23 protein-coding genes and 1 pseudogene are annotated in these 21,929 nt (G+C 70.3%); 13 read left to right on the top strand and 11 right to left on the bottom strand.

Annotation, left to right across the window (positions count from 1 at the left end; translation table 11 throughout):
- The first annotated feature begins 149 nt into the window (after positions 1 to 149).
- The 3 genes from BLQ50_RS08105 (at position 150) to BLQ50_RS08115 (ending at position 2,882) form a co-directional block, all read left to right on the top strand.
- A complete protein-coding gene (locus BLQ50_RS08105; RefSeq protein WP_093182773.1) occupies positions 150 to 716 on the top strand; it encodes a hypothetical protein in 567 nt (188 codons plus the stop codon).
- A 67-nt stretch (positions 717 to 783) separates the two neighbouring features.
- Complete coding sequence (locus tag BLQ50_RS08110) at positions 784 to 2,019, top strand: multidrug effflux MFS transporter (RefSeq protein ID WP_245701007.1); 1,236 nt, start codon at positions 784 to 786, stop codon at positions 2,017 to 2,019.
- A gap of 104 nt (positions 2,020 to 2,123) precedes the next feature.
- The gene (locus BLQ50_RS08115) at positions 2,124 to 2,882 is read left to right on the top strand and encodes a hypothetical protein (protein ID WP_093182775.1); all 759 of its coding nucleotides are present in this window, start codon (positions 2,124 to 2,126) and stop codon (positions 2,880 to 2,882) included.
- Here BLQ50_RS08115 and BLQ50_RS08120 read toward each other — a convergent pair.
- Entirely contained in the window at positions 2,879 to 3,526 is a 648-nt protein-coding gene (locus tag BLQ50_RS08120) for a helix-turn-helix domain-containing protein (protein ID WP_093182777.1), read from the bottom strand. The genes BLQ50_RS08115 and BLQ50_RS08120 overlap by 4 nt on opposite strands.
- A 91-nt stretch (positions 3,527 to 3,617) precedes the next feature.
- Here BLQ50_RS08120 and BLQ50_RS08125 point away from each other — a divergent pair, with 91 nt between their 5' ends.
- Positions 3,618 to 4,640 (top strand): NADP-dependent oxidoreductase, encoded by a 1,023-nt coding sequence (locus BLQ50_RS08125; RefSeq protein WP_093182779.1) that lies wholly within the window; start codon positions 3,618 to 3,620, stop codon positions 4,638 to 4,640.
- Between the two features lie 47 nt (positions 4,641 to 4,687).
- On the opposite strand, the pseudogene BLQ50_RS19025 reads toward BLQ50_RS08125, so the two are convergent.
- Positions 4,688 to 5,275: pseudogene (locus BLQ50_RS19025) on the bottom strand (phosphatase PAP2 family protein); the annotation flags it as partial.
- Between the two features lie 144 nt (positions 5,276 to 5,419).
- On the opposite strand from BLQ50_RS19025, the gene BLQ50_RS08135 reads away from it, so the two are divergent.
- Positions 5,420 to 6,076, top strand: a complete 657-nt coding sequence (locus BLQ50_RS08135; protein ID WP_217629137.1) for a response regulator transcription factor — start codon at positions 5,420 to 5,422, stop codon at positions 6,074 to 6,076.
- Positions 6,073 to 7,419, top strand: coding sequence for a HAMP domain-containing sensor histidine kinase (locus BLQ50_RS08140; protein ID WP_093182785.1), 1,347 nt, complete (start codon positions 6,073 to 6,075; stop codon positions 7,417 to 7,419). The genes BLQ50_RS08135 and BLQ50_RS08140 overlap by 4 nt, the downstream gene beginning before the upstream one ends.
- 32 nt (positions 7,420 to 7,451) lie before the next feature.
- Here the strand turns inward: BLQ50_RS08140 and BLQ50_RS08145 are convergent, their stop codons facing one another.
- Positions 7,452 to 8,231 carry a COG4705 family protein gene (locus tag BLQ50_RS08145; RefSeq protein WP_093182787.1) on the bottom strand — a complete coding sequence of 260 codons (780 nt, stop codon included), beginning with the start codon at positions 8,229 to 8,231 and terminating at the stop codon, positions 7,452 to 7,454.
- A gap of 115 nt (positions 8,232 to 8,346) precedes the next feature.
- Positions 8,347 to 9,846, bottom strand: coding sequence for an MFS transporter (locus tag BLQ50_RS08150; RefSeq protein ID WP_093182789.1), 1,500 nt, complete (start codon positions 9,844 to 9,846; stop codon positions 8,347 to 8,349).
- A 128-nt stretch (positions 9,847 to 9,974) separates the two neighbouring features.
- Between BLQ50_RS08150 and BLQ50_RS08155 the strand changes: the two genes are divergently transcribed.
- From BLQ50_RS08155 to BLQ50_RS08165, 3 genes are all read left to right on the top strand, one after another.
- Positions 9,975 to 10,745 (top strand): TetR/AcrR family transcriptional regulator, encoded by a 771-nt coding sequence (locus BLQ50_RS08155; protein ID WP_093182790.1) that lies wholly within the window; start codon positions 9,975 to 9,977, stop codon positions 10,743 to 10,745.
- A gap of 98 nt (positions 10,746 to 10,843) precedes the next feature.
- Complete coding sequence (locus BLQ50_RS08160) at positions 10,844 to 11,509, top strand: ClpP family protease (protein ID WP_093182792.1); 666 nt, start codon at positions 10,844 to 10,846, stop codon at positions 11,507 to 11,509.
- Positions 11,506 to 12,117, top strand: coding sequence for a ClpP family protease (locus BLQ50_RS08165; RefSeq protein WP_093182793.1), 612 nt, complete (start codon positions 11,506 to 11,508; stop codon positions 12,115 to 12,117). Before BLQ50_RS08160 ends, BLQ50_RS08165 begins: the two co-directional genes overlap by 4 nt.
- A gap of 49 nt (positions 12,118 to 12,166) precedes the next feature.
- Here BLQ50_RS08165 and BLQ50_RS08170 read toward each other — a convergent pair whose 3' ends face one another.
- The 4 genes from BLQ50_RS08170 to BLQ50_RS08185 all read right to left on the bottom strand — a co-directional run bounded on the left by BLQ50_RS08170 (position 12,167) and on the right by BLQ50_RS08185 (position 15,210).
- Entirely contained in the window at positions 12,167 to 12,604 is a 438-nt protein-coding gene (locus BLQ50_RS08170) for a helix-turn-helix domain-containing protein (RefSeq protein WP_093182795.1), read from the bottom strand.
- 133 nt (positions 12,605 to 12,737) lie between these two features.
- Positions 12,738 to 13,373 (bottom strand): dihydrofolate reductase family protein, encoded by a 636-nt coding sequence (locus BLQ50_RS08175; RefSeq protein WP_093182796.1) that lies wholly within the window; start codon positions 13,371 to 13,373, stop codon positions 12,738 to 12,740.
- Positions 13,374 to 13,474: 101 nt separating this feature from the next.
- A complete protein-coding gene (locus BLQ50_RS08180) occupies positions 13,475 to 14,692 on the bottom strand; it encodes a pyridoxal phosphate-dependent aminotransferase (protein ID WP_245701009.1) in 1,218 nt (405 codons plus the stop codon).
- Positions 14,693 to 14,778: 86 nt separating this feature from the next.
- Complete coding sequence (locus BLQ50_RS08185) at positions 14,779 to 15,210, bottom strand: VOC family protein (RefSeq protein WP_093182798.1); 432 nt, start codon at positions 15,208 to 15,210, stop codon at positions 14,779 to 14,781.
- A gap of 67 nt (positions 15,211 to 15,277) precedes the next feature.
- Between BLQ50_RS08185 and BLQ50_RS08190 the strand changes: the two genes are divergently transcribed.
- A complete protein-coding gene (locus BLQ50_RS08190; protein ID WP_093182799.1) occupies positions 15,278 to 15,739 on the top strand; it encodes an MmcQ/YjbR family DNA-binding protein in 462 nt (153 codons plus the stop codon).
- A 21-nt stretch (positions 15,740 to 15,760) separates the two neighbouring features.
- Here BLQ50_RS08190 and BLQ50_RS08195 read toward each other — a convergent pair whose 3' ends face one another.
- A complete protein-coding gene (locus BLQ50_RS08195; protein WP_093182800.1) occupies positions 15,761 to 16,408 on the bottom strand; it encodes a TetR/AcrR family transcriptional regulator in 648 nt (215 codons plus the stop codon).
- Between the two features lie 44 nt (positions 16,409 to 16,452).
- Between BLQ50_RS08195 and BLQ50_RS08200 the strand changes: the two genes are divergently transcribed.
- Both BLQ50_RS08200 and BLQ50_RS08205 read left to right on the top strand, forming a co-directional pair.
- A complete protein-coding gene (locus BLQ50_RS08200; protein ID WP_217629138.1) occupies positions 16,453 to 16,764 on the top strand; it encodes a hypothetical protein in 312 nt (103 codons plus the stop codon).
- Positions 16,761 to 17,267 carry an anthrone oxygenase family protein gene (locus tag BLQ50_RS08205; protein ID WP_093182801.1) on the top strand — a complete coding sequence of 169 codons (507 nt, stop codon included), beginning with the start codon at positions 16,761 to 16,763 and terminating at the stop codon, positions 17,265 to 17,267. Before BLQ50_RS08200 ends, BLQ50_RS08205 begins: the two co-directional genes overlap by 4 nt.
- A gap of 327 nt (positions 17,268 to 17,594) precedes the next feature.
- Here BLQ50_RS08205 and BLQ50_RS08210 read toward each other — a convergent pair whose 3' ends face one another.
- A complete protein-coding gene (locus BLQ50_RS08210) occupies positions 17,595 to 19,184 on the bottom strand; it encodes a molybdopterin-dependent oxidoreductase (RefSeq protein WP_093182802.1) in 1,590 nt (529 codons plus the stop codon).
- A 55-nt stretch (positions 19,185 to 19,239) separates the two neighbouring features.
- A complete protein-coding gene (locus BLQ50_RS08215) occupies positions 19,240 to 20,436 on the bottom strand; it encodes a Fic family protein (protein ID WP_245701011.1) in 1,197 nt (398 codons plus the stop codon).
- A gap of 261 nt (positions 20,437 to 20,697) precedes the next feature.
- On the opposite strand from BLQ50_RS08215, the gene BLQ50_RS08220 reads away from it, so the two are divergent.
- Entirely contained in the window at positions 20,698 to 21,924 is a 1,227-nt protein-coding gene (locus BLQ50_RS08220; protein WP_093182803.1) for a TadA family conjugal transfer-associated ATPase, read from the top strand.
- The last annotated feature ends 5 nt before the right edge of the window (positions 21,925 to 21,929 follow it).

Here is a 21,929-nt window from a genome sequence, read left to right on the forward strand (position 1 = left end):
CGGGAGCCGCGCGAGGCATCCGCACGTCCTACGATGAGACAGTCGCACGTAATGCATCATGACGAGCGAAAATCTGCCGATGGCACAGGTATCAGGGTGATGATCGTCACTCGGAGGGTCTGCTCACCGCACGGATCGGAGGATCGTAGATGAAGAGCCCACGGGACGGATCGATGATCCTCGTGGCGATCCTCAGCGCCGGCGTGGTCGTCGTCGCCGCCGGGCTCACCTCGGGCCACGCGTTCTCCACCCTCGTGCGGGGGGCCGCCGCGGCGGAGCCCTCGAGCTACGCTGCCGACACTCTTGAGCTCCCGGTCGACCTCACCGAGGCGCAGGAGAAGGCTTCCCTCCGTGACGGCGTCGACCCGCTCGCGGTCACCGTGACCCCGCGGGCGTCCCAGGCGCAGGTCGACGAGCTGTCCCCGGTCGTCGTCGAGCAGGTGAAGTCGGAGATGACGCGGCTCAGCGCGCTGCCGGACGGCGTGCCTGAGCGGGTGCAGGCCCTCGCGGACCAGGTGAGCGACGGGTCCGGGAAGACCGTCGTGATCGTCTTCTGGGACGAGACCGATGCCGACGGGCCGGGTTGGACGCACACCCGCGTGGTCGGCGAGACGACGCAGCGCTCGGCCGAGCCCGGGCAGGTCATGGACCGCCTCGCGAAGTGGATCGCGGCGCAGGCCGTGCCCGAGCGCTACGAGATCATCCTCCAGGACTGAGTGTCCATCCTTCAGGACGGAATCCTGATTCGGGCGGTCCGTGCCATCGAATCGTTATGATCGACGCGTGACCGACCCCGCACAACCCGCAGGCCCGCCGCCCCGCTACACCCCCAACGTCAAGTACGTGCTCATGCTCGGCGCGCTCGCGGCTCTGCCCGCGGTGACCACGGACATGTACCTGCCCTCCCTGCCCGACGTCGCGGCGGACCTGGGCACGAGCGCGGCGGCCGCGCAGATGACGATGTCCGGGATGCTTATCGGCGGCGCCGTCGGGCAGCTGGTCATCGGGCCGTTCTCGGACAGGTTCGGGCGCCGGCTGCCGCTGCTCATCGGCATCAGCCTGCACGTCATCACCTCGCTGCTGTGCTCGATCGCCCCTAGCATCGAGACCCTCATCGCGCTGCGCGTGATCCAAGGTTTCTTCAACGCCGCGGCGTCGGTCGTCGCGATCGCGGTGATCCGTGACCGGTTCACCGGCTCGGATGCGGCGAGGTTGTTGTCCCGGCTGATGCTGGTCATCGGCGTCGCGCCGCTCTTCGCGCCGACCATCGGCCAGGCGATCGCCGGGCAGTGGCAGTGGCGCGCGGTGTTCTATGCCCTGGCGATCATCGGGGTGGTCCTCGTCGTGATCGTCTGGCGGTTCATGCCCGAGACGCTCCCGAAGGACCGACGACGCGTGGCCGGCCCGCGCGGCGCGCTCGCCAGCTATCTCGGTCTGCTGCGTGACCGGCACTTCCTCGCCCTGGCGGTCCTGCCCGGCTTCGGCATGGCGGTGATCATGAGCTACGTCGTCGGTTCGACCTTCGTGCTCCAGGAGGAGTACGGGATGACCGGCGGACAGTTCTCGGCGATCTTCGCGGTGAACGGGGTAGCGCTCGTGCTCTCCGCCCAGCTCAACGCGCACCTCGTGCGCAAGGTGGCCCCGATCCGCATCCTGCGGGTGGCGATCATCGCCCAGCTCGTGCTGGCGATCCTCCTGCTCGTCGTCGTCGTGACCGGTCTCGGTGGGGTCGTCGGGGTGATCATCGGCCTGTGGTTCGTGCTGGGCATGCAGGGGATGATCCCCGCGAACGCGACCGTCATCGCCCTCGGTCGGTACGGGCACATGGCAGGGACCGCCGCCGCGCTCATCGGCGCCATGCAGGCTGGGATCGCGGGGGTGGTCAGCCCGTTCGTCGGAGTGTTCGGCGGCACCGCGGTCGCGATGACGTCCGTGATCATCGCCTCGATCGCAGTCGGTGTAGCGATCCTCGCGCTGGCCACGCCGGCATACCGGCGCGGCGGGTGGCTGGCGCAGTAGCCCGGTCACGACCGCTTCGTCCCCTCACCACCTAGGATGGTCACCGATACCCGAGCCGCCATGACTTCCGTGGTCGTTCGCCGCCGACGACCGAAGGACCGCGCATGAGCGTCCAGCCTCACCGCAGCGGTCCGACGCGCGGCAGTGGTCCGCCGAGCCGGACCGCCGGTGGGATCCTCGCCCTGTGGGGCGTGGCGCTGACCCTGCTCGTCGGGTCGCTCACCGTCGCGGCGCTCGTCGTCGTCCGCGGTGGGCCGCAGAGCGCCTCGGCCTCGGACGTCGTCGTGACCGCCCCCGAGATCTCGCACGTGGAGGAGCTGGAGTCCGGCGCGTCGGTCGTGAGCGGCGAGGACGTGGCGGTCGCACCGGTCGGCTGGAAGAGTGTGCTCGCCCCGGACGTCGGTTTCTACCACGTCCTTGACTACTCCATCTTTGAGTTCACCGGGCACATGAAGCCGTCCGGCGCGCAGGTGATGGCCAGCGACGAGACGTTCGACGTGATCCTCGGGGAGGAGCTGGTCTCCTCCGCGCTCGTGTATTCCGTCGACGTGGCCGACCAGCCGGCAGACGGCGATCAGAAGTCCGCCTGGACGGTGACGATGCAGTTCGCAGACGCGCAGGCGCTCGCCGATGCGACCGCCGACCTGGGGTGTCAGGAGAAGCCCGACAACATGATCGCGGTGGCCGCCGGAACCGACCTGCTCATGCTCGCCTCCCTCGAGGGTGACGAGTACTGCGGGTCCGGCTTCACCAAGGGGCGGATCCTCTGGCGGTCCTTCTACGGCGACTCCGGCAACACGTCGGAGGAGGCCAAGGCGATCGCCGACGCGGTCGCTGCAGGTCTGCTCGGCACGGACGGCTAGCCCGTGGACGCCGCGCCCGTGAGCTGCCCGACCATCTCGACCGCGCTGGCCAGGAGGGCGACGGCCTCGGTCGTGTTGATCCGGGCCAGGACCATCGCGGAGATCGACAGCGAGGCCAGCACGCGGGCGTCGGCGTCGAGCAGGTCCGCGGCGCGGGCGGGGGTCGCACTGACGAGCGCACCGCGCAGCGCCGCCATGAGCTCGACCCGGTAGCCGTCCACGACGACGCGCGCCGCGTCGTCGTGCGCGGCGAGGCCCGCCGTCGCGTTGACTAGGAGGCAGCCGCGCCGGGCGGAGCCGGTCGGAAGCGCGGCGACCGCGCGGGCAAGGGAGTCGAAGTACTCGACCAGGGCGGCCGCGGCCTCGGCCGCGGGGTCCCGGTCGGCCGTCGTGCCGCCAGCCGCCGTGTCCCCGGTCGCGGTGAGCCCGGCCAGCCGGGGCCGGATGACGGTGTCGAGGTAGTCCTGGGCTGCGGCGTCGAACAGCCCGCGCTTGCTGCTGAAGGCGTGGTAGAGGCTCGACCGGTTGAGGCCGGTGGCCAGCTCGAGGTCGGCCAGGGACGTGGCCTCGAAGCCCTGGTCCCAGAAGAGGTCGCGGGCGGCCTGGACCGCGGTCGTGGTGTCGAAGGCCTGCAGGCGTCCCATGCGTCTCTCCAGTGGTGGGGCTCTCGTTGGCCGGGTGGGAGCGAGGCGCCTATAGTGAACTGATCGGTTCAATACTAGCGCAGGGAGTCACATGACCGTCGCGACCAGCACCCAGGTCCAGCTCGCCAGCCGCCCCACCGGGTGGCCCACAGCCGAGAACTTCTCGATCGTCACGGTCGAGCTCGACGACCTCGCCCCCGGCGAGGTCCGCGTCGCCAACGACTTCCTGTCGGTCGACCCCTACATGCGGGGCCGCATGAACGACGTCAAGTCCTACACCCCGCCCTACGCGCTCGGGGAGACCATGACCGGTGGGGCCGTCGGGAGGGTCGTCGCCTCGGCGGCCGACTCCGTGAAGGTCGGCGACACGGTCGTGCACCAGCTCGGGTGGCGCGATGTCGCCCAGGGCGACGCCGCCGGCTTCCGGGTCGTCCCCGTGGTCCCCGGCGTGCCCACCTCCGCCTACCTCGGCGTGCTCGGGATGACCGCGCTGACCGCCTACGTCGGCCTGCTCGAGATCGCCGGCCTGCGTGAGGGCGACACCGTCTTCGTCTCCGGCGCGGCCGGTGCGGTCGGCTCGATGGTCGGCCAGATCGCACGGCTCAAGGGGGCCGGACGGGTCGTCGGCTCGGCCGGGACGGCCGAGAAGGTCGCGCTCCTCACCGACCGTTACGGCTTCGACGCCGCGTTCAACTACAAGGACGCCCCCGTCATGGACCAGCTCGCCCAGGCCGCCCCGGGCGGCATCGACGTGTACTTCGACAACGTCGGCGGCGACCACCTCGAGGCTGCGCTCGGCGCCTTCAACGACGGCGGGCGTGCCGCGCTGTGCGGGGCGATCTCCCAGTACAACGCGACCGGCCCGGCCGCCGGTCCGCGGAACATGGCAAACATCGTGACCCGCGGCCTCATGCTCAAGGGCTTCACGGTGGGCAACTACGTCCAGCACTTCCCGGCCTTCATGGCCGACATGACCGGGTGGCTCACCTCCGGTCAGGTCGTCTTCGACGAGACCGTCGTGGACGGTATCGAGAACTCCGTCGAGGCCTTCCTCGGCCTCATGCGCGGAGAGAACACCGGGAAGATGGTCGTGCGCACGACGTCGGCCGGCTGACCGCTGCGGCCCACTTCTCGCCTGGCGCGCAGCCACGTGCCTGCGCGCCAGGCGATCAGCGCGACGGCCAGTCCGAGCAGAAGCCCGGCGACGACGTCGCTCAGCCAGTGCACCCCGAGCAGGGTTCGGCTGGCCATCATGACAGTGGTGTAGACGGCGGCGACGACCCACATCCAGGCCCGGCGCAGGATCACGGCGAGAACGATCGTCATGACCGCCGCATGGGAGACGTGCCCGGAGGGGAACGACCCGAAGTCGGTGTCCACGAACGCGCTGACCGGCCGATCCCGCCCGACGACGTGCTTGAGCACCTGGGTCGCGACGGCCGATCCGCCCACCGCCCCGACGAACGTCAGCGCGCCCCAGGGCCGGCGCGCGATCAGCAGGGCACCGATCACCAGGAGCGGCACGACGACGATCCCGAGGATCCCCGTACCGAGGGTGTCGAGCCCCCGCGCGAGAGACATGAGCGCCGGTGAGCGGATGTCGTCCATGATCTGCTGCCACCACGTGTCGACGGCGAAGGACGTGTGCGGGCCGGCGACCATGAGCGCGACGGTCATGACGGCGAGGAGGATCAGCGAGACGCCGGCGACGTACCAGGACGGATGGGTGCGGCGGGGAGAGGTGACCATCCCGCAAGGCTAGGCCTGGCCACCTGCCAGCCACCTGACTGGCCTGCGCCGCGGCAGCCGGCCCGGCCGCCTCCGCGGCACGCCGGCGACGTACGCTGACCCCATGATCGGAGCGCACACCCCCGCGACGGCGCCACCCTCGTGGTGACGGTCGGGATCTGCGAGGACGACCCACGCATCCGGCGCGTCCTCGACGAGGCGCTGACGGGCTCGGGCTTCGAGACGATCCTCGCCCACGACGGCGGCGAGGCGCTGCGCCTGTTCGCTGCGGCGGGCAGCGTCGACGTCGTGATCCTCGACATCGGCCTCCCGGACTCCGACGGGCGAGACGTGTGCCAGGCCCTGCGGGCCGGCGGGCAGCAGGCTCCCGTGCTGTTCCTCACCGCCAAGGACGGGCTGAGCGACCTCATGAGCGGGTTCCACGCCGGCGGTGACGACTACCTGACCAAACCCTTCGCGGTTGCCGAGCTTGTCGTGCGGGTCACCGCGCTCGCCAGGCGCACCGCCGCCCAGGTCCCACCGTCCGGCCTGGTGCTGGATCCGCAGCGGTTCTCATTGCGGTTCGGCGCGCAGGAGGTCACCCTGACGCCGACGGAGTTCCGGATGCTGGCGGCCCTCGCCGCCCGCCCCGGTGAGGTGGTGCGCCGTCGGGCGGTCGTGTCCGCCGGGTGGCCGTACGGCGCGATCGTCCAGGAGAACACGATCGACTCCTACGTCCGGCGCCTGCGCACCAAGCTCGCGGCTCTCGGGTCCCCGGTCGGGATCGAGACCGTCCGCGGCGTCGGGTACGCGCTCCGATGACGCGCGGGTGGCCGTCCGGTCGCGCTCCGCGGAGCCTGCGCGGGCGCATCATCGTGGCCACCGCCGCGGCGACCGTGCTGGGCATGGCGGCGCTCGTGGCCGTCCTCGGTCTGGTCCTGCGGACCGTGGTGAGCAACGACGTCGACGGTGTGCTGCGCGACCGAGCCGCCGCCGTCGCCACCATGGTCGAGCGGGACGGCGTGGTCGAGCAGGACAGCGCGGGCGGCTCCGCCTCCCAGCCGGTCGGCGATCTGGTCTGGGTCTACGACGCCACCGGCGCTCTGATCGGCGGGGCCGAGGCGTCGGGCACGCTGGGCCAGGAGGTCGACCTGCTGTCGACGACGGGCGCGCAGGTCCTCGTCGAGGTCGACGACTGGCGGCTGCTCGCCGAGCCGATCGACCTCGGCGGCGGGGAGACGGGCGTGGTCGTCGTCGGCGTAGGGCTCGAGCCCTACGAGAACACCCAGCACACCGCGCTCGCGATCAGCGCGGCGCTCGGACTGGTGATCGTGGCCGGGGTCACCGCCCTGGCGGCCTGGTCGGTGGGCAGCGCACTGCGACCGGTCGCGACCATGGCGCGGCGTGCCGCGGAATGGAGCGAGGAAGATCTGAGCCGGCGCTTCGCTCTGGGGCCGCCCCACGACGAGATCACCGAGCTCGGGGAGGTGCTGGACGCACTCTTGGAGCGCGTCTCCCGGGTGATCGGCGCCGAGCAGCGGCTGACCTCCGAGCTGGCCCACGAGCTCCGCACGCCGTTGACGGTCGTCCGCGGCGAGGCCGAGCTTGCGCTGCTGGCACCGGACCCGCCGCTGCTCGCGCGGGACCGCGAGCGTTTCGAGCGGATCGTCGCGGCCGCCGATCAGATGACCCAGGTGATCGAGACGCTGCTGTCCATCGCCCGCGGTGAGGTCGCCGAGAACGTCATGGCCGGGGTCGAGGAGGTGCTCGACGCGGCGGCGGCGAACCTGGGGGCCGGTGCCCCGCTCAAGAGTCTGGTCACGGGCGGCGAGACGGGGCTCCTCGTCGCCGTCCCCGTCGGGATCGCCGCGCGGGCGCTCGCCCCGGTCCTGGACAACGCGCTGCGGCACGCCCGGTCCCAGGTCTCGGTCACGGTCCGGGTGCGCGGGCAGCTCGTCGAGATCGCCGTGAGCGACGACGGCGACGGCCTGGGCGGCGCGGACCCCGAGCTGATCTTCCACGCAGGCGTCCGTGACGTGGCCAGCTCCGGGGCGGGCCTCGGGCTGTCGCTCGCCCGCCGGGTGGCCCGGGCAGCCGGCGGCGACGTCCGCATCCTCCCGGGCGAGCCGACGACGTTCGTCGTCACCTTCCCGCTGGCCAGCTGACCGTCTGACCGGCGCAGGCGGGTCAGGCGGGTTCAGGCGGGGACGAGTCGGCGTTGCTGGTTCTGCTGGAGGGAGAAGATCCCGATCACGACGACGATCACGGCCAGGAAAGCCACGCTCGTCACCGTGGTGCCCAGCCCGAGCCCGCCGTCGGCGCGCGACTGCGACAGCAGGTCGCCCACGGAGGCGCCCAGGGGCCGGGTCAGGACGTAGGCAAGCCAGAACGAGAGCACCGCCCCGAGGCGGAAGCCGTAGTGGGCGAGGGCTACCAGTGCGATCGCTCCTGCGAACAGGGCCGCGGCCGTGAGATAGCCCAGGCTCAGGCCCTCGGAGACCAGGTCGCCCGCAGAGGTGCCGAGGGCGAAGGTGAACAAGATCGCCAGCCAGTAGAAGGACTCCCGGCGGGCGGTCATGATCGTGTGGATCGACAGCGTCCGCTCGCTCGCGAACCACAGGGTGAAGGTGATCGCGAGGGCGACCGCGAAGACGAGCGTCGTGGTCCACAGCGGGACCCCGAGGTTGTCGACCAGGTTGTCGCTGAACAGCGTGCCGACGACGCTGATCAGGACCACCACGGTCCAGTAGACCGCGGGCACGTAGCGCCGGGCGCGGAACTGGGCGACGAGCGCCGCCGCCAGCAGGGCCGCCATGGCCGACGTGGTCAGGGTCAACCCCCAGCCCAGCGTGCTGCCCAGGTAGTCGGCGGCGGTCTCGCCGACCGTCGTGGAGAGCATCTTCACGATCCAGAACAGCGCGGTGACCTGGGGAACCTTGTTCAGGGTCCAGCGGATGGGAGCAGCGTGAGGTGTCATGCGACGAGGATGGCCGAGGTCACCTGCACGCGACCTGACTGCGGCTCGGCCCGACGCCCGATCCCCGAGGCTTGGCGGTCGGGGGTCGGGGGTCGGGCGTCGGGCGTCGTGCAGGTCAGTGGACCGGGAGCGTCTCCACGGGCGCGCCCTCGAGGGCTGCGGCGGCCGCCCGGGCTGCCCGGTCTGCCTTGCTGCGGAACAGTGCGACCGTCGCCACGCCACCGGCCAGGAAGATCACGGCCGACGCCGTGTAGGCCGTCGCGTAGCTGTGCAGCGCGGCGTCGGCCAGGACGGCCTCGGTCGCGGGCAGGTGCCCGGCGACGAAGGTGGTCGCGGCCGTCGCGGCGAGCGTGTTGAGCAACGCCGTCCCGATGGCCCCGCCGACCTGCTGGCTCGTGGACACCATGGCCGAGGCGGCACCCGCCTGGTTGCGGCTGATGCCGAGCGTGGCGAGCTGGAACGACGCGGGCATGATCGAGCCCATCGCGATCCCGAGGACGATCAGCCCCGGCAGGACGTGGACGTAGGTGCTGTCGAGCTGGAGCGTCGTCAGGTAGACCATGGCGAGTGCGCCGAGGACCATACCGCTGGGCACGAGGACTCGCGGGCCGACCCTGGGCAGGGCGATATTCGTCATGATCTGCGCGGTGATGATGAGCGTGACGATCATCGGCAGGAACGCCAGGCCGGTCTGCATCGGGGTGAAGGCGAGCGTCGCCTGCAGGTAGTACGTGAGGAAGAGGAAGACTCCGAACATCCCCGAGCCCGCGACGAGGATGGCCAGGAGCGACGCCCCGCGATCGCGGTCGACGACGATGCTCAGCGGGAGCAGCGGGTTGGCCGAGGTGCGCTGGCGCAGGACGAAGCCGACGAGCAGGACGATGCTCAGGGCGAGCGACCCCCAGGTGATCGGCGAGTCCCAGCCTTCCGGCTCTGCCTGGGAGAAACCGAAGACGAGGAAGAACAGGCCGAGCGATCCGAGCAGCACCCCGGGGACGTCGAGCGACTGGCGGCCGGTGTGCCCACCGCGGGGGAGCAGCGCCATGCCGGCGACAAACGCGATGATCGCGATGAGGACGTTGACGTAGAGGTTCCAGCGCCAGTCGAGGTGCTCCGTCAGGTAGCCGCCGAGCAGCAGCCCGATCGCCCCACCCATCCCGGCAATCGCGCCGAAGACGCCAAAGGCGCGACCGCGTTCCTTCGGGTCGGTGAACGTCGTGGTCAGCACGGCGAGGGCGGCCGGTGCGAGGACGGCGCCGAAGACGCCCTGGAGGGCGCGTGCTCCGACGAGCATCTCGAAGCTCTGCGCCGCGCCACCGAGGGCAGAGGCGAAGGCGAACCCGACGAGGCCGACGAGGAACATCCGGCGGCGACCGAACATGTCGGAGAGCCGGCCGCCGAGCAGCAGCAGGCTGCCGAAGGCGAGGGCATAGGCGGTCACGACCCACTGGCGGTCGTTGTTGGTGAAGCCGAGGTCCGCCTGGGCGGAGGGCAGAGCGATGTTCACGATCGTGGAGTCGAGGACGACCATGAGCTGTGCGAGGGCGACGGTGGCGAGCACCAGCCAGCGGCGGGAGCCGGGCGGCGACAGGGCCGGTGGGGTAGCTGAGGACATGGTGACTCCTGGGGACGGCGTAGTCGGAGATTCGAGCCTAATGCAGAACTGGGCAGTTCCGGAACCCATCAGTCTTGATTTGTTTCCCGTGGACGGGCCATACTGGGAGTTCGACGAAGGAGAGTGTGATGAGCGCCGACAGCGCCGACGATGTCGACAGGGCCAACGACGCCGACCAGGCCGACCGCGTCGATGACGCCGCGACGTGTGCCACGCCAGCCCGCCGCCCGGGCCGCCGACGTGACGCCTCGAGGGATGACGTCATTCTCGACGCGACCCGCGAGCTGCTTGTCGAGCGCGGATTCGACTCGATGACGATGGACGCGGTCGCCGAGCGTGCCGGTGCCGGCAAGGCGACGGTCTACCGACGCTGGCCCTCCAAGGTCGACCTCACGGTCGACGCTATCGTGTGCAGCCGCGCCCCCGGCATCACGGTCGATGACATCCCCGACACCGGGTCCCTCCGCGGCGACCTGCTAGGCGTCCGGCAGGCCAAGCTCCGCACGGACACGCACTGGATCCTCAGCGGGCTCCCGGCCGAGATCCGCGAGGATCCTCAGGTTGCGGCGGCCCTCCACCACCAGTTCGTGGTGCCGCACACCCGTCTCATCACGGAGCTGCTCGAACGCGCCCGGCTGCGCGGGGAGGTCCCTCCCGGACGCGACATCGAGATGATCGCAACGGTCGGCCCGGCGATGATCTCCTACCAGAAGATGACGACCGGCCGACCGATCGAGCCGGAGTTCTTCGAGCAGCTCATCGACAAGATCCTCGTCCCGCTGGCCACGGGGACGACGCCCGACGACGACGCCGACACCGCTGCCGCCGACGAGGACGAGGCGCGATCCTGTGCGGACGCAGACGTTTCCGCAGCGCTCCTCGGTGCGACCTCGGCCTGAGGCGTCTGCTGACAGCAGATCAGCCGACAGATGCATGGCCGCCGGTGGGCTTGCCGGCGGGTGATGGTGGAGAGGACTCGCACCCCTCCGGAGGAACCATGACCACGTCACCCACCGTCCAGCACCGCCCACTCACCTCCCGGACCGCCGCCGGAGACGCCCCGCCGGTCTCCGCCACGGCCGACCGCCTCAACGCCGGCCTCATGCACCAACGCATCATCGTCATCGGCCAGGAGGTCGACGACGAGCTCGCCGCACGGGTGTGCAGCCAGCTGCTGCTGCTCGCCGTCGAAGACCCCGCCGACATCACCCTGCTCATCAACTCACCCGGCGGGTCGGTCTCGGCCGGCCTGGCGATGTATGACACCCTGCGCCTGATCCCCAATGACGTGCGCACCGTCGCGATGGGCCTCGCCGCCAGCATGGGGCAGTTCCTGCTTGCCGCAGGGACACCCGGGAAGCGGTTCGCGCTGCCGCACGCTCGGGTCCTCATGCATCAGGGATCCGCGGGGATCGGCGGCAGCGCGGTCGACATCGCGATCCAGGCCGAGAACCTCGAGCACACCAAGAAGGTGCTGCTGACGCTCATCTCCGAGCACACCGGCCAGCCCTACGAACGGGTCGTCGTCGACTCCGACCGAGACCGTTGGTTCACCGCCGAGCAGGCGCGCGACTACGGGTTTGTCGACGCGGTCGCCTCGAGCCTCGCGGACATCCTGCCCGTGGGACCGCGCGCCGGAGCGGGTCTGGGTGGCGCGCGATGAGCGGGCAGTACACGATCCCGAGCGTCATCGAGCGGACCGTCACGGGGGAGAGAGCCGCTGACGTCTACAGCCGGCTGCTCTCAGACCGGATCGTCTTCCTCGGAACGGAGATCGACGACGGCGTCGCGAACGTGATCATCGCCCAGCTGCTGCACCTGGAGTCGACCAGCCCGGATCAGGGCATCAACCTGTACATCAACTCACCCGGCGGATCGATCACCGCCATGCTCGCGATCTACGACACCATGCAGTTCCTGCGCGCCCCGGTCGGGACGGTCTGCGTGGGGCAGGCCGCCTCGACCGCCGCATTGCTGCTCGCCGCCGGGGAGCCCGGGCGGCGCGGGGTGCTGCCGCACGCGCGGGTTCTGCTGCACCCGCCGTCGTCCGGGAGCCAGGGCACCCTCCCGGACCTGGAGATCCAGGCGAAGGAGATCCAGCGGATGCGCCAGGAGATGGACGAGCTGCTGGCCACGCACACCGGGCAGGACCCGGCGAGGCTGCGTGAGGACACCGTCCGCGACCGGATCTTCACGAGCGGCCAGGCCGTGGCCTACGGGCTGGCCGACGAGGTGGTGGTGAGCCGGAAGGTGCGGGCGCTCACGCGGTGAGCGGGCCGGCGTCGCCGGGTCCTCGGGTCGTCTGCTGCGCGCGGTTCGCTCAGCCGGCCTGCAGGACCGGTGACGCCGACGGCGCCGAGGACGCCGGTGACGTCGCAGCCAGCGTGCGGGTCACGCGGCCGGTGAGGTCGACGAGGTCGAGGCCGAGCGCACCGATCACGGCGCGCAGCACCTCCGACGACGGTTCCTTCCGGCCGCGCTCGATCTCGGAGAGGTACTGCGTCGAGACCCCGGCGCGGCTGGCGACGTCGGACTGGGTGCGGCCCTGGCGCACCCGCTCCGCGCGCAGCTCGTGGCCGGCGATCTCCCGCCACAGGAACGCGCGGCGCGGATGGTCACCCAGGTCCGAGGTGGCCTGCCGGGGGACCACAGGATGCGGGGCCTGCTCGGCCGCGTCGTACTCGACCGCGCGGTGCGGACCCAGGCTGTGCTCGCCCTGGCCGTGCCATCCGCCGGGGAATGCGATGACTTCGCCCATGTGGGTCTCCTCGGTGTTCGCGGTGACTGCGCAGTCCGTGGTCGACGGGTGGCTGCCAGCCTAGCCACGCGGCCCGCGCGCGGGCGCGGCGTGGCTCGCCGGTTCGCTGTCCGCGTATCAGCCTAGGGCTGGGCTAGCCCTCCCGGTCGCGATCCGTCATGTCGCCGACGCCGGGCGTCCCACCGGTGAGCGCATAGCGCTGCCTCACCACGCCCCCGGGCGAGGTGACGGCCGGCTCGACGAGCCTGAGGTTCGTCGGAGCCACCCCGTCGGCGAAGACTTTCTTTCCTTCCCCGAGGAGGATCGGGTACACCCAGAGCGTGAGCCGATCGAAGAGCCGCTCGGTAAACAGAGTCTGCACGAAGTCGAGGCTGCCGATGACGTGGATCTTCGCGTGCCGGTCGCGCAGCTCGCGGACGGCGGTGACGACATCTGGACCGAGCAGCGTGGAGTTGGCCCAGTCGAGGTTCCGCGCCTGGCGGGAGGCGACGTATTTCGGGATGCGGTTGAACAGCCGAGCAATGCCCCCGTCCCCGCCGTCCTTCACGTGTGGCCAGTACCCGGCGAAGATGTCATAGGTCCGGCGCCCCAGCAGCAGCGCGTCCATCCCCACCATCCCGGAGAGGATCTGCGCGCCGACGACCTCGTCTGAGAGAGGGGCCTGCCAGCCGCCGAAGGCGAACCCGCCGTCGGTGTCCTCGTCCGGCCCGCCGGGCGCCTGCGCCCTGCCGTCGAGCGTGGTGAACAGGTCGATGTGGATGAGTCCCATGGCGCGCTCCGTCCGGGTCGGCCGTCGTCGCCCGGCGTCGGGATCATGGCGTCGGGATCATTTCGAGGCTGTCACGCGATCCCCTGCGCAGCAACCGGTATCTAGACCATCTCGCGCAGCCGGCCCAGGCGAGCCACGGCGTCGAGCAGGGTGGCCTCGCTCTTGACGAAGGTGAACCGCACGCGGGAGGCGAGGGCCTCCGCGGTCGGGGAGCCGGGCGTGCAGAAGGCGGACACCGGGATCGCCGCGACGCCGACAAGCTCGGGCAGACGGCGGCACAGGTCCATCCCGTCCGCGAAGCCCAGCGGCGCACCGTCGGCCACGACGAAGTACGTGCCCTGGGGCACGGCGACGTCGAAGCCCGCCCTCTGCAGCCCCTCGCACAGCAGGTCTCGGCGGGCGGCGAGGCTCGCGGCGAGCTCGTGGGGCGCGGCGTCGTCGTCGAGGGCGCGGGCGATCGCGGGCTGGAAGGGGGCGCCGGAGGAGTAGCTGAGGAACTGCTTGACGGTCCGCACGGCCGTGATGAGGTCGGCCGGGCCGTGCACCCAGCCGATCTTCCAGCCGGTGAAGGAGAAGGTCTTGCCCGCGGAGGAGATGGTCAGGGTCCGCTCGGCCATGCCGGGCAGGGTCGCGATCGGCACGTGCTGCGCGTCGTAGGTGAGGTGCTCGTAGACCTCGTCGGTCACCACGATCGCGCCCGTCCGTCGGGCAGCGGCAGCGATCGCCTCGAGCTCGGCACGGGTGAGCACCGTCCCGGTCGGATTATGCGGGGTGTTGACGATGATGAGGCGAGTGCGGTCGGTCACGACGGCGTCGAGCGCGGTGAGGTCGAGGGCGAAGCGGGTCGGCCCGGCGACCAGCGGGACCGTCACGTGGGTGGCGCCGGCGAGGGCGATGCACGCGGCGTGTGAGTCGTAGAAGGGCTCGAGGGTGACCACCTCGTCGCCCGGGCCGGCCAGAGCGAGGATCGTCGCGGCGAGGGCCTCGGTCGCGCCCGTGGTCACGAGCACCTCGGTGTCCGGGTCGAGCTCGAGGCCGTAGTGGCGCTGCTGGTGGCGGGCGACGGCCTGGCGGAGCTCGAGGATCCCGGTGCCGGGCGGGTATTGGTTGTGCCCGTCGCTGATCGCAGCGATCGCGGCCGCCTTGATGTACTCAGGGCCGTCGGCGTCGGGGAAGCCCTGGCCGAGGTTGAGCGCACCGGTCCGGGCGGCGAGGTTGGTCATCTCCGCGAAGATGGTTGAGGCGACCGTCCCGTCCGGGCGGAGCAGCCCCGTCGCGCGCGCGGCGTCCTGCCATCGTCCAGCCAGTCGTGAGGTCACGCGGTGATCCTACCTACGGGGAGTGGCGGCTTTGAGGTGGAGATCGGGGGGTGACCGGGATCGGTGCGGTCATCCTCTGGGGGCGATCACGAGAGGCAGAACTCGTTGCCCTCCGGGTCGGCCATCGTGATCCAGGTGTTGGGGCCTTGGGCGCCGTTGTGCAGGAACGTCGCCCCGCGGGCCTCGAGCGCGGCCCGCAACACCGCCGGGTTGTCGTCGCCGATGCGCACGTCGAGGTGCATCCGGTTCTTGACCGTCTTGGGCTCGGGGACCAGCTGGAAGAGCACCCGCGGCAGGCCGGGAGGGCCGGTCGGGTCGGAGATCGCCTGGCCCTCCCGCCAGACGAGGACCCCGTTGTGCGTCATCGTCTCGGCGTCGGTCGCGAACCCCTGCTCGACCATCGAGCGGATGAAGGCCTCGTTGCTCGGCTCGACCTGCCAGCCCAAGGTCTCGGCCCACCAGTCGGCGAGCGGGTGCGGAGCGGCGCAGTCGACGGTGACCTGGAAGGAATAGCTCATGGATCGAACGTAGCAAGGGGGACTGACACGGACCAGTGGTGTCGGTAGCGGTGCCTACTGTTGACCTATGGACACAGGCTTTCCCCCGACGACCGGCGCGGCGCTCCCCGCCGACCCCGCGCAATGGTGCCGTGAGGTCTGTCTCGGGCTGCCCGACACGAGCGTCGACTCGCCCTTCGGTCCCGGCGCGGAGGTGTTCCGGATCCAGCGCAAGATGTTCGCCCTGCTCAGCCGTAACCCTCGGGTGAGCGAGCACCCGATCGTCAACCTCAAGGCCGACCCGGACGAGCTGCCGCTGCTCATCGCCAACTACGACTGGATCCTGCCCGGATTCCATATGAACAAGCGCCACTGGATCACGGTCGAGCTGCGCGCCGGTGGGGATCTGGAGCTCGTCGAAGGGCTCGTCGAGGACTCCTACGACAACGTGGTCTTGGGCTTGCCGGGACGGTTGAAGTCCCCGCTGCGTGGCGCTGTGCCGCAGCCGATGGAGCGGCCCGGCCTCGGGAATCCTTCAGGCCGGGGCTGACCGTGCGCGGACCGGACACCATCAGGTGAGGAACAGCCTGTTCCAGGTCTCGCGCAGATAGTCGCCGAACTGTGCTGGCGTCCAGCCCCGTCCCGTGACGAGCTGGGTGTAGTGCTCCCAACCGGCCGTCGCCCACACGACGTCTGCGACGAACTGGTCGGTCAGCTCGGGCCGCACCGCCCCGGTGGAGCGTAGGTCGGCCGTGAACTTGAGCATGTTGGCGGCGCGACGGGTCGAGATCTCGATACCGAGAGCGGCACAGTCCGGGTCCGTCTGGGCGGCGTCACGCAGCGCGGCGAAGACCGGCGCCGTCCGTGGGCTCATCGCGGCAACGGCATCCGCATAGATGCCGATCTTGGCCGGCGCTCCGATCGCCGCGCGCACGGCGATCACGTAGTCGCGTTCCTCGGCCGGAACCATCTGGCCGGTTCCCGAGATTGCCGACTCCACGACCTCCCGCAGGATCACCGACTTCCGGCCGACGGTCGCGTAGAGCGTGTCGACCGAGACGCCGGCCGCGCGCGCGACCTGGGTCACTGTGGTGGCCGCATAACCCTGGGCCGTGAACAGGTCCAGCGCGGTCGCGAGCACCTGGGATCGGGTCGCCGCGGCCTGTTCCAGGCGGAACGGCGACGAGTATCTCCGTGGACTCTTGACATCGTCCTTCATGAGGACAAGAGTAGTGCATATTCATCCGAAAGACATTCGGATGAATGAAGGAGCTGAGCACCATGGTCTACGCATTCATTCAGGATGTCCCGATCAACGAGGCCTTGTACCACCGCGTCATGGAGGGCCTTGGCGCCGAGCCGCTCGTGGGCCTCGTGCTCCACCTGTGCGTTCGTCGATCAGACGGAGGCCTGCGCTACATCGACGTGTGGGAGTCGCAGGAGGCGTGCACACGTGCGTTCGACGAGCGCATCCACCCGGCGGTCGACGCGGCCTTCGGGGGAGCTCGTCCCAGCCCCGAACCCGAGGTTCAGGTGCTCGACGTCGTCGACGTCAGAACGGCGGTGAGGTCATGACTGCCATCGCGTCCACGAGGGCCATCCACGTCGAGGCATCCACCCAGGCGCTGCGGGTTGCCATACGGGTCGCCGCGCTCGCGGGTGGTCTGCTAGCCGGCGCTCTGGTCGCAGTGCTGCTCGCCGACATCACTCTGCGAGGTGATCCGGCTGGCTATATCGCATTCCACCAGGCGACCACGGTGCTCTACACCGCGACCCTGCCGGCGCTCGGCGCGGTCATGGCGATCGCCATCGTCACGTCGATCGCGCAGCACGGACCCAGCCGACTGCTCGTGCCCGCACTGATCTGTGGAGCGCTCGGCATGCTCATCACCGTGCTGGTGCACTTCCCGCTGAATGCGACCATCATGGCGTGGCCGGTCGGGGTGGTCCCCACCGACTTCACCTCTGTCGCCACGCAGTGGCTCGTCGCCCACCTGGCACGCACGCTGCTCACGATCACATCGTTCGTCCTGGTGCTGACCGCCTTGGCCAGGGTGGAGCACGCATCGGCGGAATGAGCATCGCGATCCGGATCGCTGGCAGCATCGCTGGCAGCACAGTTGTCCATAGAACTCTGATCGAGCGACCCAAACGACTCAGAGATCAGGTCGACGTCGACGCTCCACGTGCCATCAGTCGAGACCTTCGAGGGTCTATCGCCAGGGGTGTGATAGGCCTGCGTGCGAGTCTCTCGGCTGGAGTCGCACGCCCGAGGGACTAGACCACGCCCGAGGGACTAGACGTCGGCGTCGTCGACGTGGTCCACATGCTGATCTGCCCCCCTCGACAACGGTGTGGCCCCGCAGTACTGCGAGGCGGAGTTGCGTGCACTCGGCCGTCCCCGGTCAGCCCACGTCGACGGTGACCTCGTGCCAGCCGCTCGCCCCGTCGGGCGCCGGGGGAGCCTCGGTCGAGGTCTGGATCTTGCCCGTGGCGTCCGTCGCGCGCACCCGGAGCGTGTGCGGTCCGCTCGACGCCTCCCACAGGTAGCTCCACTGGCGCCAGGTATCGGTGGAGGCCTCGTCGGCGAGCGCCGCTGCCTCCCACTCCCCGTGATCGACCTGGACCTCGACGGCGACGACACCGACGTGCTGGGCCCACGCCACGCCACCGACCGCAACCGTTCCTGCGGTGAGGTTGGCGTCCGCCCGAGGGACGTCGATGCGTGACGCCGTCTTGATGGGGCCGCGCTCGCTCCATCCGCGCGGGGTCCAGTAGGCGACGTCGTCGGCGAAGGTGGTGACCTTGAGCTCGGTGACCCACTTGGTCGCCGAGACATATCCGTAGAGGCCGGGGACGACCATGCGGACAGGGAAGCCGTGACTCAGCGGCAGCGGCTCGTCGTTCATCGCGACCGCGAGCAGCGCGTCGCGGTCGTCCGTGAGGACCTCGAGCGGCGTCGACGCTGTGAACCCGTCGACGCTGCGAGAGAGGACCATGTCCGCACCGGGGAGCGGCTTGGCGCGGGCCAGCAGCTCACGGATCGGCAGGCCGAGCCACTTCGCGTTGCCGACGAGGTCGCCGCCGACCGGGTTGGACACGCAGGCGAGCGTCACCCAGGCCTCGACGAGGTCTTCGGCGAGGAGCTCGTCGAAGGTGATCTCGACCTCGTCCTCGACCATCCCGTAGACGCGCAGCGTCCACGTGGCCGGGTCGACCTGGGGGATGAGCAGCGCGGTGTCGATGCGGTAGAACTCGTCCGTCGGCGTGACGAAGGGCGTCACTCCCGCCGTCGCAGACTGGACGCCGGCGGGCAGCGCAGGCGCGGGCCGGACCGGGACGGGAAGCCGGAGGACCTGCCGTGCCGTCTCGGCGACGCGCCGCGAGGCACCGAGCAGCTGTCCGCCGACAGCGGCGATCGCGGCGACCGAGCCGGCCAGGACGGCGTAGCGCAGGAACGCACGTCGGTCACCACCGTCCTGTGCCGGTGCGGCCGAGCGAGGTGCCGGAAGGCGCACCACGAGCGCCTGGAGGGTGAGCATCCCGGCGACGGTGCCGACGAGGGTCGGGATCGCGTCGGCCGTCCCGACGCCCTCGCGCGTGAGCACCGCTGCGAGTGCGACGGCGCCGAGGGCCACGACAAGGCCGAGCGCCACCCGCAGGCTGCGGGTGGCCACGAGGCCGATCCCCGCGGTGAGGACCAGGACGACGATCGCCATGCCGACGAAGAGCGCCACCTTGTCGTTGGCGGCGAAGGTCGAGACGGCGAAGTCTTTGAGCCACGCGGGCGTGGCGTCGACGAAGGCCCCGCCGACGGCGACCACCGGGTTCGACGACGGTCCGAAGAGCACCGCTACCAACGAGGCGACGCCGAGGGTGGTGGCTCCCGACAGCACGCCGGAGAGCGCCGCCCAGCGATTGTCGGGGCGAGGTCGGGAAGGTGCGTGCGCCGCGGACGGCGTGGGGGTGGGCGCAGGCTCACCGGCGGGCATCATCGGCCCAGTATCCATGGAACTGGTGGGAACCACCTCGCATCACCTCGATCCGCGGTCAGGGGTGCTCGCGCAGCCTCGCGTTCAACGACTCGATCTCGTCCATCACATCTGTGGCCGCCCACACCCGGTCACGCCGCGTCGTGGTGACCTCGTGGACGACCCCGGCCACCGTCAGCCGCTCGATCGCCGCGTACGTCGTCGACGGGCTCACGCCCCCGGCCATCGTGGCGGCGCGCTCGGCGTCGAACACCGGGGTGATCACCAGGTTGCCCAGCAGGGTCTGGGTGGCTGCCCCGGGGCGGTCACCCACGGCATCGCGCCACCTGGCGGGCATGGTCTGCAACTCCCTGACACTCGCCCCAGCTTCCTCTGCCGCCCGAAGTGCTGCGTGCGCGAGGTAGGTGATGAACGGTTCAGCATGCCCGTCTCGGTAGGTGTTGACCAGGGAGAAGTACTTCTCGGTGTCGGCGAGCATGGCGGCGGCGATCGGGACGACGCCGTTGCGGACCACGCGGCGGCGACGCAGCACGGCGTGGATCAGTGCGCGCCCGATGCGCCCGTTGCCGTCCGTGAACGGGTGCACCGACTCGAACTGGGCATGGACCAGCGCGGCAAGTACGAGCGCGGGCATGTCGTCGCGCCCAGCGAACGCGAGCAAATCACCCATGTAAACCTCGACCAGCTCTGGCGGCGGCGGTACGTGGACTGCGCCACGGGGGGAGTGGTCGGACCCTCCGATCCAGTTCTGCACATCCCGCCACCGGCCCGCGTACCGCCCGTCTGTGGGGTCATCGGCCATGAGGAGGCGGTGTGCGGTGAGCACCGCACCCTCGGTGATGGGACCGCCGTCGCCGGTGGTGGCCACCAGAGAGCGGAGGGCGCGGGTGGCAGCGTGGGTCTCCAGGGCGCCCTTGGGGGCCTTGACCCCGGCGACGGCCTTGGCCAGGTCGTCCATGCTGACGTTGACGCGCTCGATGCGTGAGGACGCGACGGACTCGGTGCGCAGCAGGAACGTCTCGAACGACCCGAGGAGGGCACCATGTGTGGCGTCGAGCGTCGCCATCTCGACGGTCGCAGCTTCCAGGAGCGCGGCGGTGGCCGGGCTGAGTGCGTAGTGCTCCGCGGCGATCATCGGGGGAATGGAGGTGGTGACCTCGGTGAACATCCGGTCCTCCTTGGGACCCCGACCAGCCGACCGCCAGGGGACGGTCTTGGAGGTGTGAGCAGGCCAGTCGGTCGTGGGGCTGATCACTTGTCCTCCATCAAAATATCCCTCGTAGCTAATTCGATACTACTGAACAAATCGAATTAGTGGGAGGGGTTAGTTCGATGGGTGCCTCAGCGCTTGTCCACAGGTCCTCTGCAGAATGCGCGATCCTCCCTTAGTCTCATTCTGGACATGTGACGCAGCGGTCGATCTTCTGCAAGTGATTCCCCGACCCAGCGCCACGACACACCCGGCCGCCTCATCGGTGAGGCGCCGGTCGGGTGCGGGGCGATCACGGGGGGCACTGTGGACGGCGTAGCCATCCTCGAATCCGAGGTGCGAGAGCTGGTACGACGGCGCGGCCTCGATCCGGCGCGGGACTCCGCCGGGGTGCGCGACCTCGTCGCGGAGGTGATTGCCGACTACGACCTGAGGTCCATGGCCGGCGCGGTCCCGGCGATCGCCGACATCGCCCGGGCGGCCAAGAGCGTGCTCGACGCCGTCGCGGGCCTGGGCCCGCTGCAGAAATACCTCGACGACCCCGAGGTCGAGGAGATCTGGATCAACGGACCGACCCAGGTGTTCGTCTCCCGGCAAGGCCGCCCAGAGCTGACCACGACGATCCTCACCGAGGACCAGGTCCTCTACTTCGTCGAGCAGATGCTCAAGTCCTCCGGAAGGCGACTGGACCTCTCGAGCCCCTTCGTCGACGCCGCGCTGCCCGGCGGGGAGCGCCTGCACGTCGTCATCCCATCCGTGACCCGCCATCACGCCTCCGTCAACATCCGCAAGTTCGTCATGCGCGCCTCCTCCCTCGGAGACCTCGTCGCCGCGCGGTCGCTGACCTCGCACGCGGCGGGCCTCCTCGACGCCTGCGTGCGCGCCGGCCTGAACATCCTCGTCTCGGGAGCTACCCACTCCGGCAAGACCACGATGCTCAACGCCCTCGCCGGCTCGATCCCCGCCCACCAGCGGATCATCACAGCCGAGGAGGTCTTCGAGCTTAACCTCGCGAACCGGGATGTCGTCGCGCTGCAGTGCCGCCAGCCCAGCCTCGAGGGCACCGGGGAGATCCCGCTACGCCGGCTCGTCAAGGAAGCACTGCGGATGCGCCCCGACCGGATCATCGTCGGCGAGGTCCGCGAGGCCGAGAGCCTCGACCTGCTCATCGCGCTCAACTCCGGCGTGCCCGGGATGGCAAGCATCCACGCCAACTCCGCGCGCGACGCGGTGGCGAAGATCTGCATCCTCCCGCTGCTGGCCGGCGAAAACGTCACAGCTCCATTTGTCGTCCCCACGGTGGCCACGGCGATCGACGTCGTCGTGCATCTTGCGATGGATGCCCGCGGGCTGCGCACGGTCCGGGAGATCGTGGCGGTCACCGGCCGGGTCGAGGCGGGGATCGTGGAGACGGCGAGCATCCACCGCTGGTCCGACGGTGAGCTGGTGCGCGGCGACGGCTTCCCACCTCACCTCGAGCGCTTCGAACAAGCCGGGATCGACCTGCCGTCCATGCTGCGACCGGGCCGCTGAGGGCC

Origin of the sequence: Sanguibacter gelidistatuariae (genome assembly GCF_900096585.1) — a bacterium.
Classification (GTDB): Bacteria; Actinomycetota; Actinomycetes; order Actinomycetales; family Cellulomonadaceae; genus Sanguibacter; species Sanguibacter gelidistatuariae.

What these genes read in the sequence shown, in the direction of transcription:
- BLQ50_RS08190 (WP_093182799.1), top strand. Translation starts at nt 15,278, where the DNA reads ATGGACACAGGCTTTCCCCCGACGACCGGCGCGGCGCTCCCCGCCGAC.
- BLQ50_RS08185 (WP_093182798.1), bottom strand. Translation starts at nt 15,210, where the DNA reads ATGAGCTATTCCTTCCAGGTCACCGTCGACTGCGCCGCTCCGCACCCG.
- BLQ50_RS08210 (WP_093182802.1), bottom strand. Translation starts at nt 19,184, where the DNA reads ATGATGCCCGCCGGTGAGCCTGCGCCCACCCCCACGCCGTCCGCGGCG.
- BLQ50_RS08170 (WP_093182795.1), bottom strand. Translation starts at nt 12,604, where the DNA reads ATGGGCGAAGTCATCGCATTCCCCGGCGGATGGCACGGCCAGGGCGAG.
- BLQ50_RS08195 (WP_093182800.1), bottom strand. Translation starts at nt 16,408, where the DNA reads ATGAAGGACGATGTCAAGAGTCCACGGAGATACTCGTCGCCGTTCCGC.
- BLQ50_RS08160 (WP_093182792.1), top strand. Translation starts at nt 10,844, where the DNA reads ATGACCACGTCACCCACCGTCCAGCACCGCCCACTCACCTCCCGGACC.
- BLQ50_RS08205 (WP_093182801.1), top strand. Translation starts at nt 16,761, where the DNA reads ATGACTGCCATCGCGTCCACGAGGGCCATCCACGTCGAGGCATCCACC.
- BLQ50_RS08175 (WP_093182796.1), bottom strand. Translation starts at nt 13,373, where the DNA reads ATGGGACTCATCCACATCGACCTGTTCACCACGCTCGACGGCAGGGCG.
- BLQ50_RS08165 (WP_093182793.1), top strand. Translation starts at nt 11,506, where the DNA reads ATGAGCGGGCAGTACACGATCCCGAGCGTCATCGAGCGGACCGTCACG.
- BLQ50_RS08155 (WP_093182790.1), top strand. Translation starts at nt 9,975, where the DNA reads ATGAGCGCCGACAGCGCCGACGATGTCGACAGGGCCAACGACGCCGAC.
- BLQ50_RS08105 (WP_093182773.1), top strand. Translation starts at nt 150, where the DNA reads ATGAAGAGCCCACGGGACGGATCGATGATCCTCGTGGCGATCCTCAGC.
- BLQ50_RS08200 (WP_217629138.1), top strand. Translation starts at nt 16,453, where the DNA reads ATGAAGGAGCTGAGCACCATGGTCTACGCATTCATTCAGGATGTCCCG.
- BLQ50_RS08120 (WP_093182777.1), bottom strand. Translation starts at nt 3,526, where the DNA reads ATGGGACGCCTGCAGGCCTTCGACACCACGACCGCGGTCCAGGCCGCC.
- BLQ50_RS08145 (WP_093182787.1), bottom strand. Translation starts at nt 8,231, where the DNA reads ATGACACCTCACGCTGCTCCCATCCGCTGGACCCTGAACAAGGTTCCC.
- BLQ50_RS08115 (WP_093182775.1), top strand. Translation starts at nt 2,124, where the DNA reads ATGAGCGTCCAGCCTCACCGCAGCGGTCCGACGCGCGGCAGTGGTCCG.
- BLQ50_RS08140 (WP_093182785.1), top strand. Translation starts at nt 6,073, where the DNA reads ATGACGCGCGGGTGGCCGTCCGGTCGCGCTCCGCGGAGCCTGCGCGGG.
- BLQ50_RS08125 (WP_093182779.1), top strand. Translation starts at nt 3,618, where the DNA reads ATGACCGTCGCGACCAGCACCCAGGTCCAGCTCGCCAGCCGCCCCACC.
- BLQ50_RS08150 (WP_093182789.1), bottom strand. Translation starts at nt 9,846, where the DNA reads ATGTCCTCAGCTACCCCACCGGCCCTGTCGCCGCCCGGCTCCCGCCGC.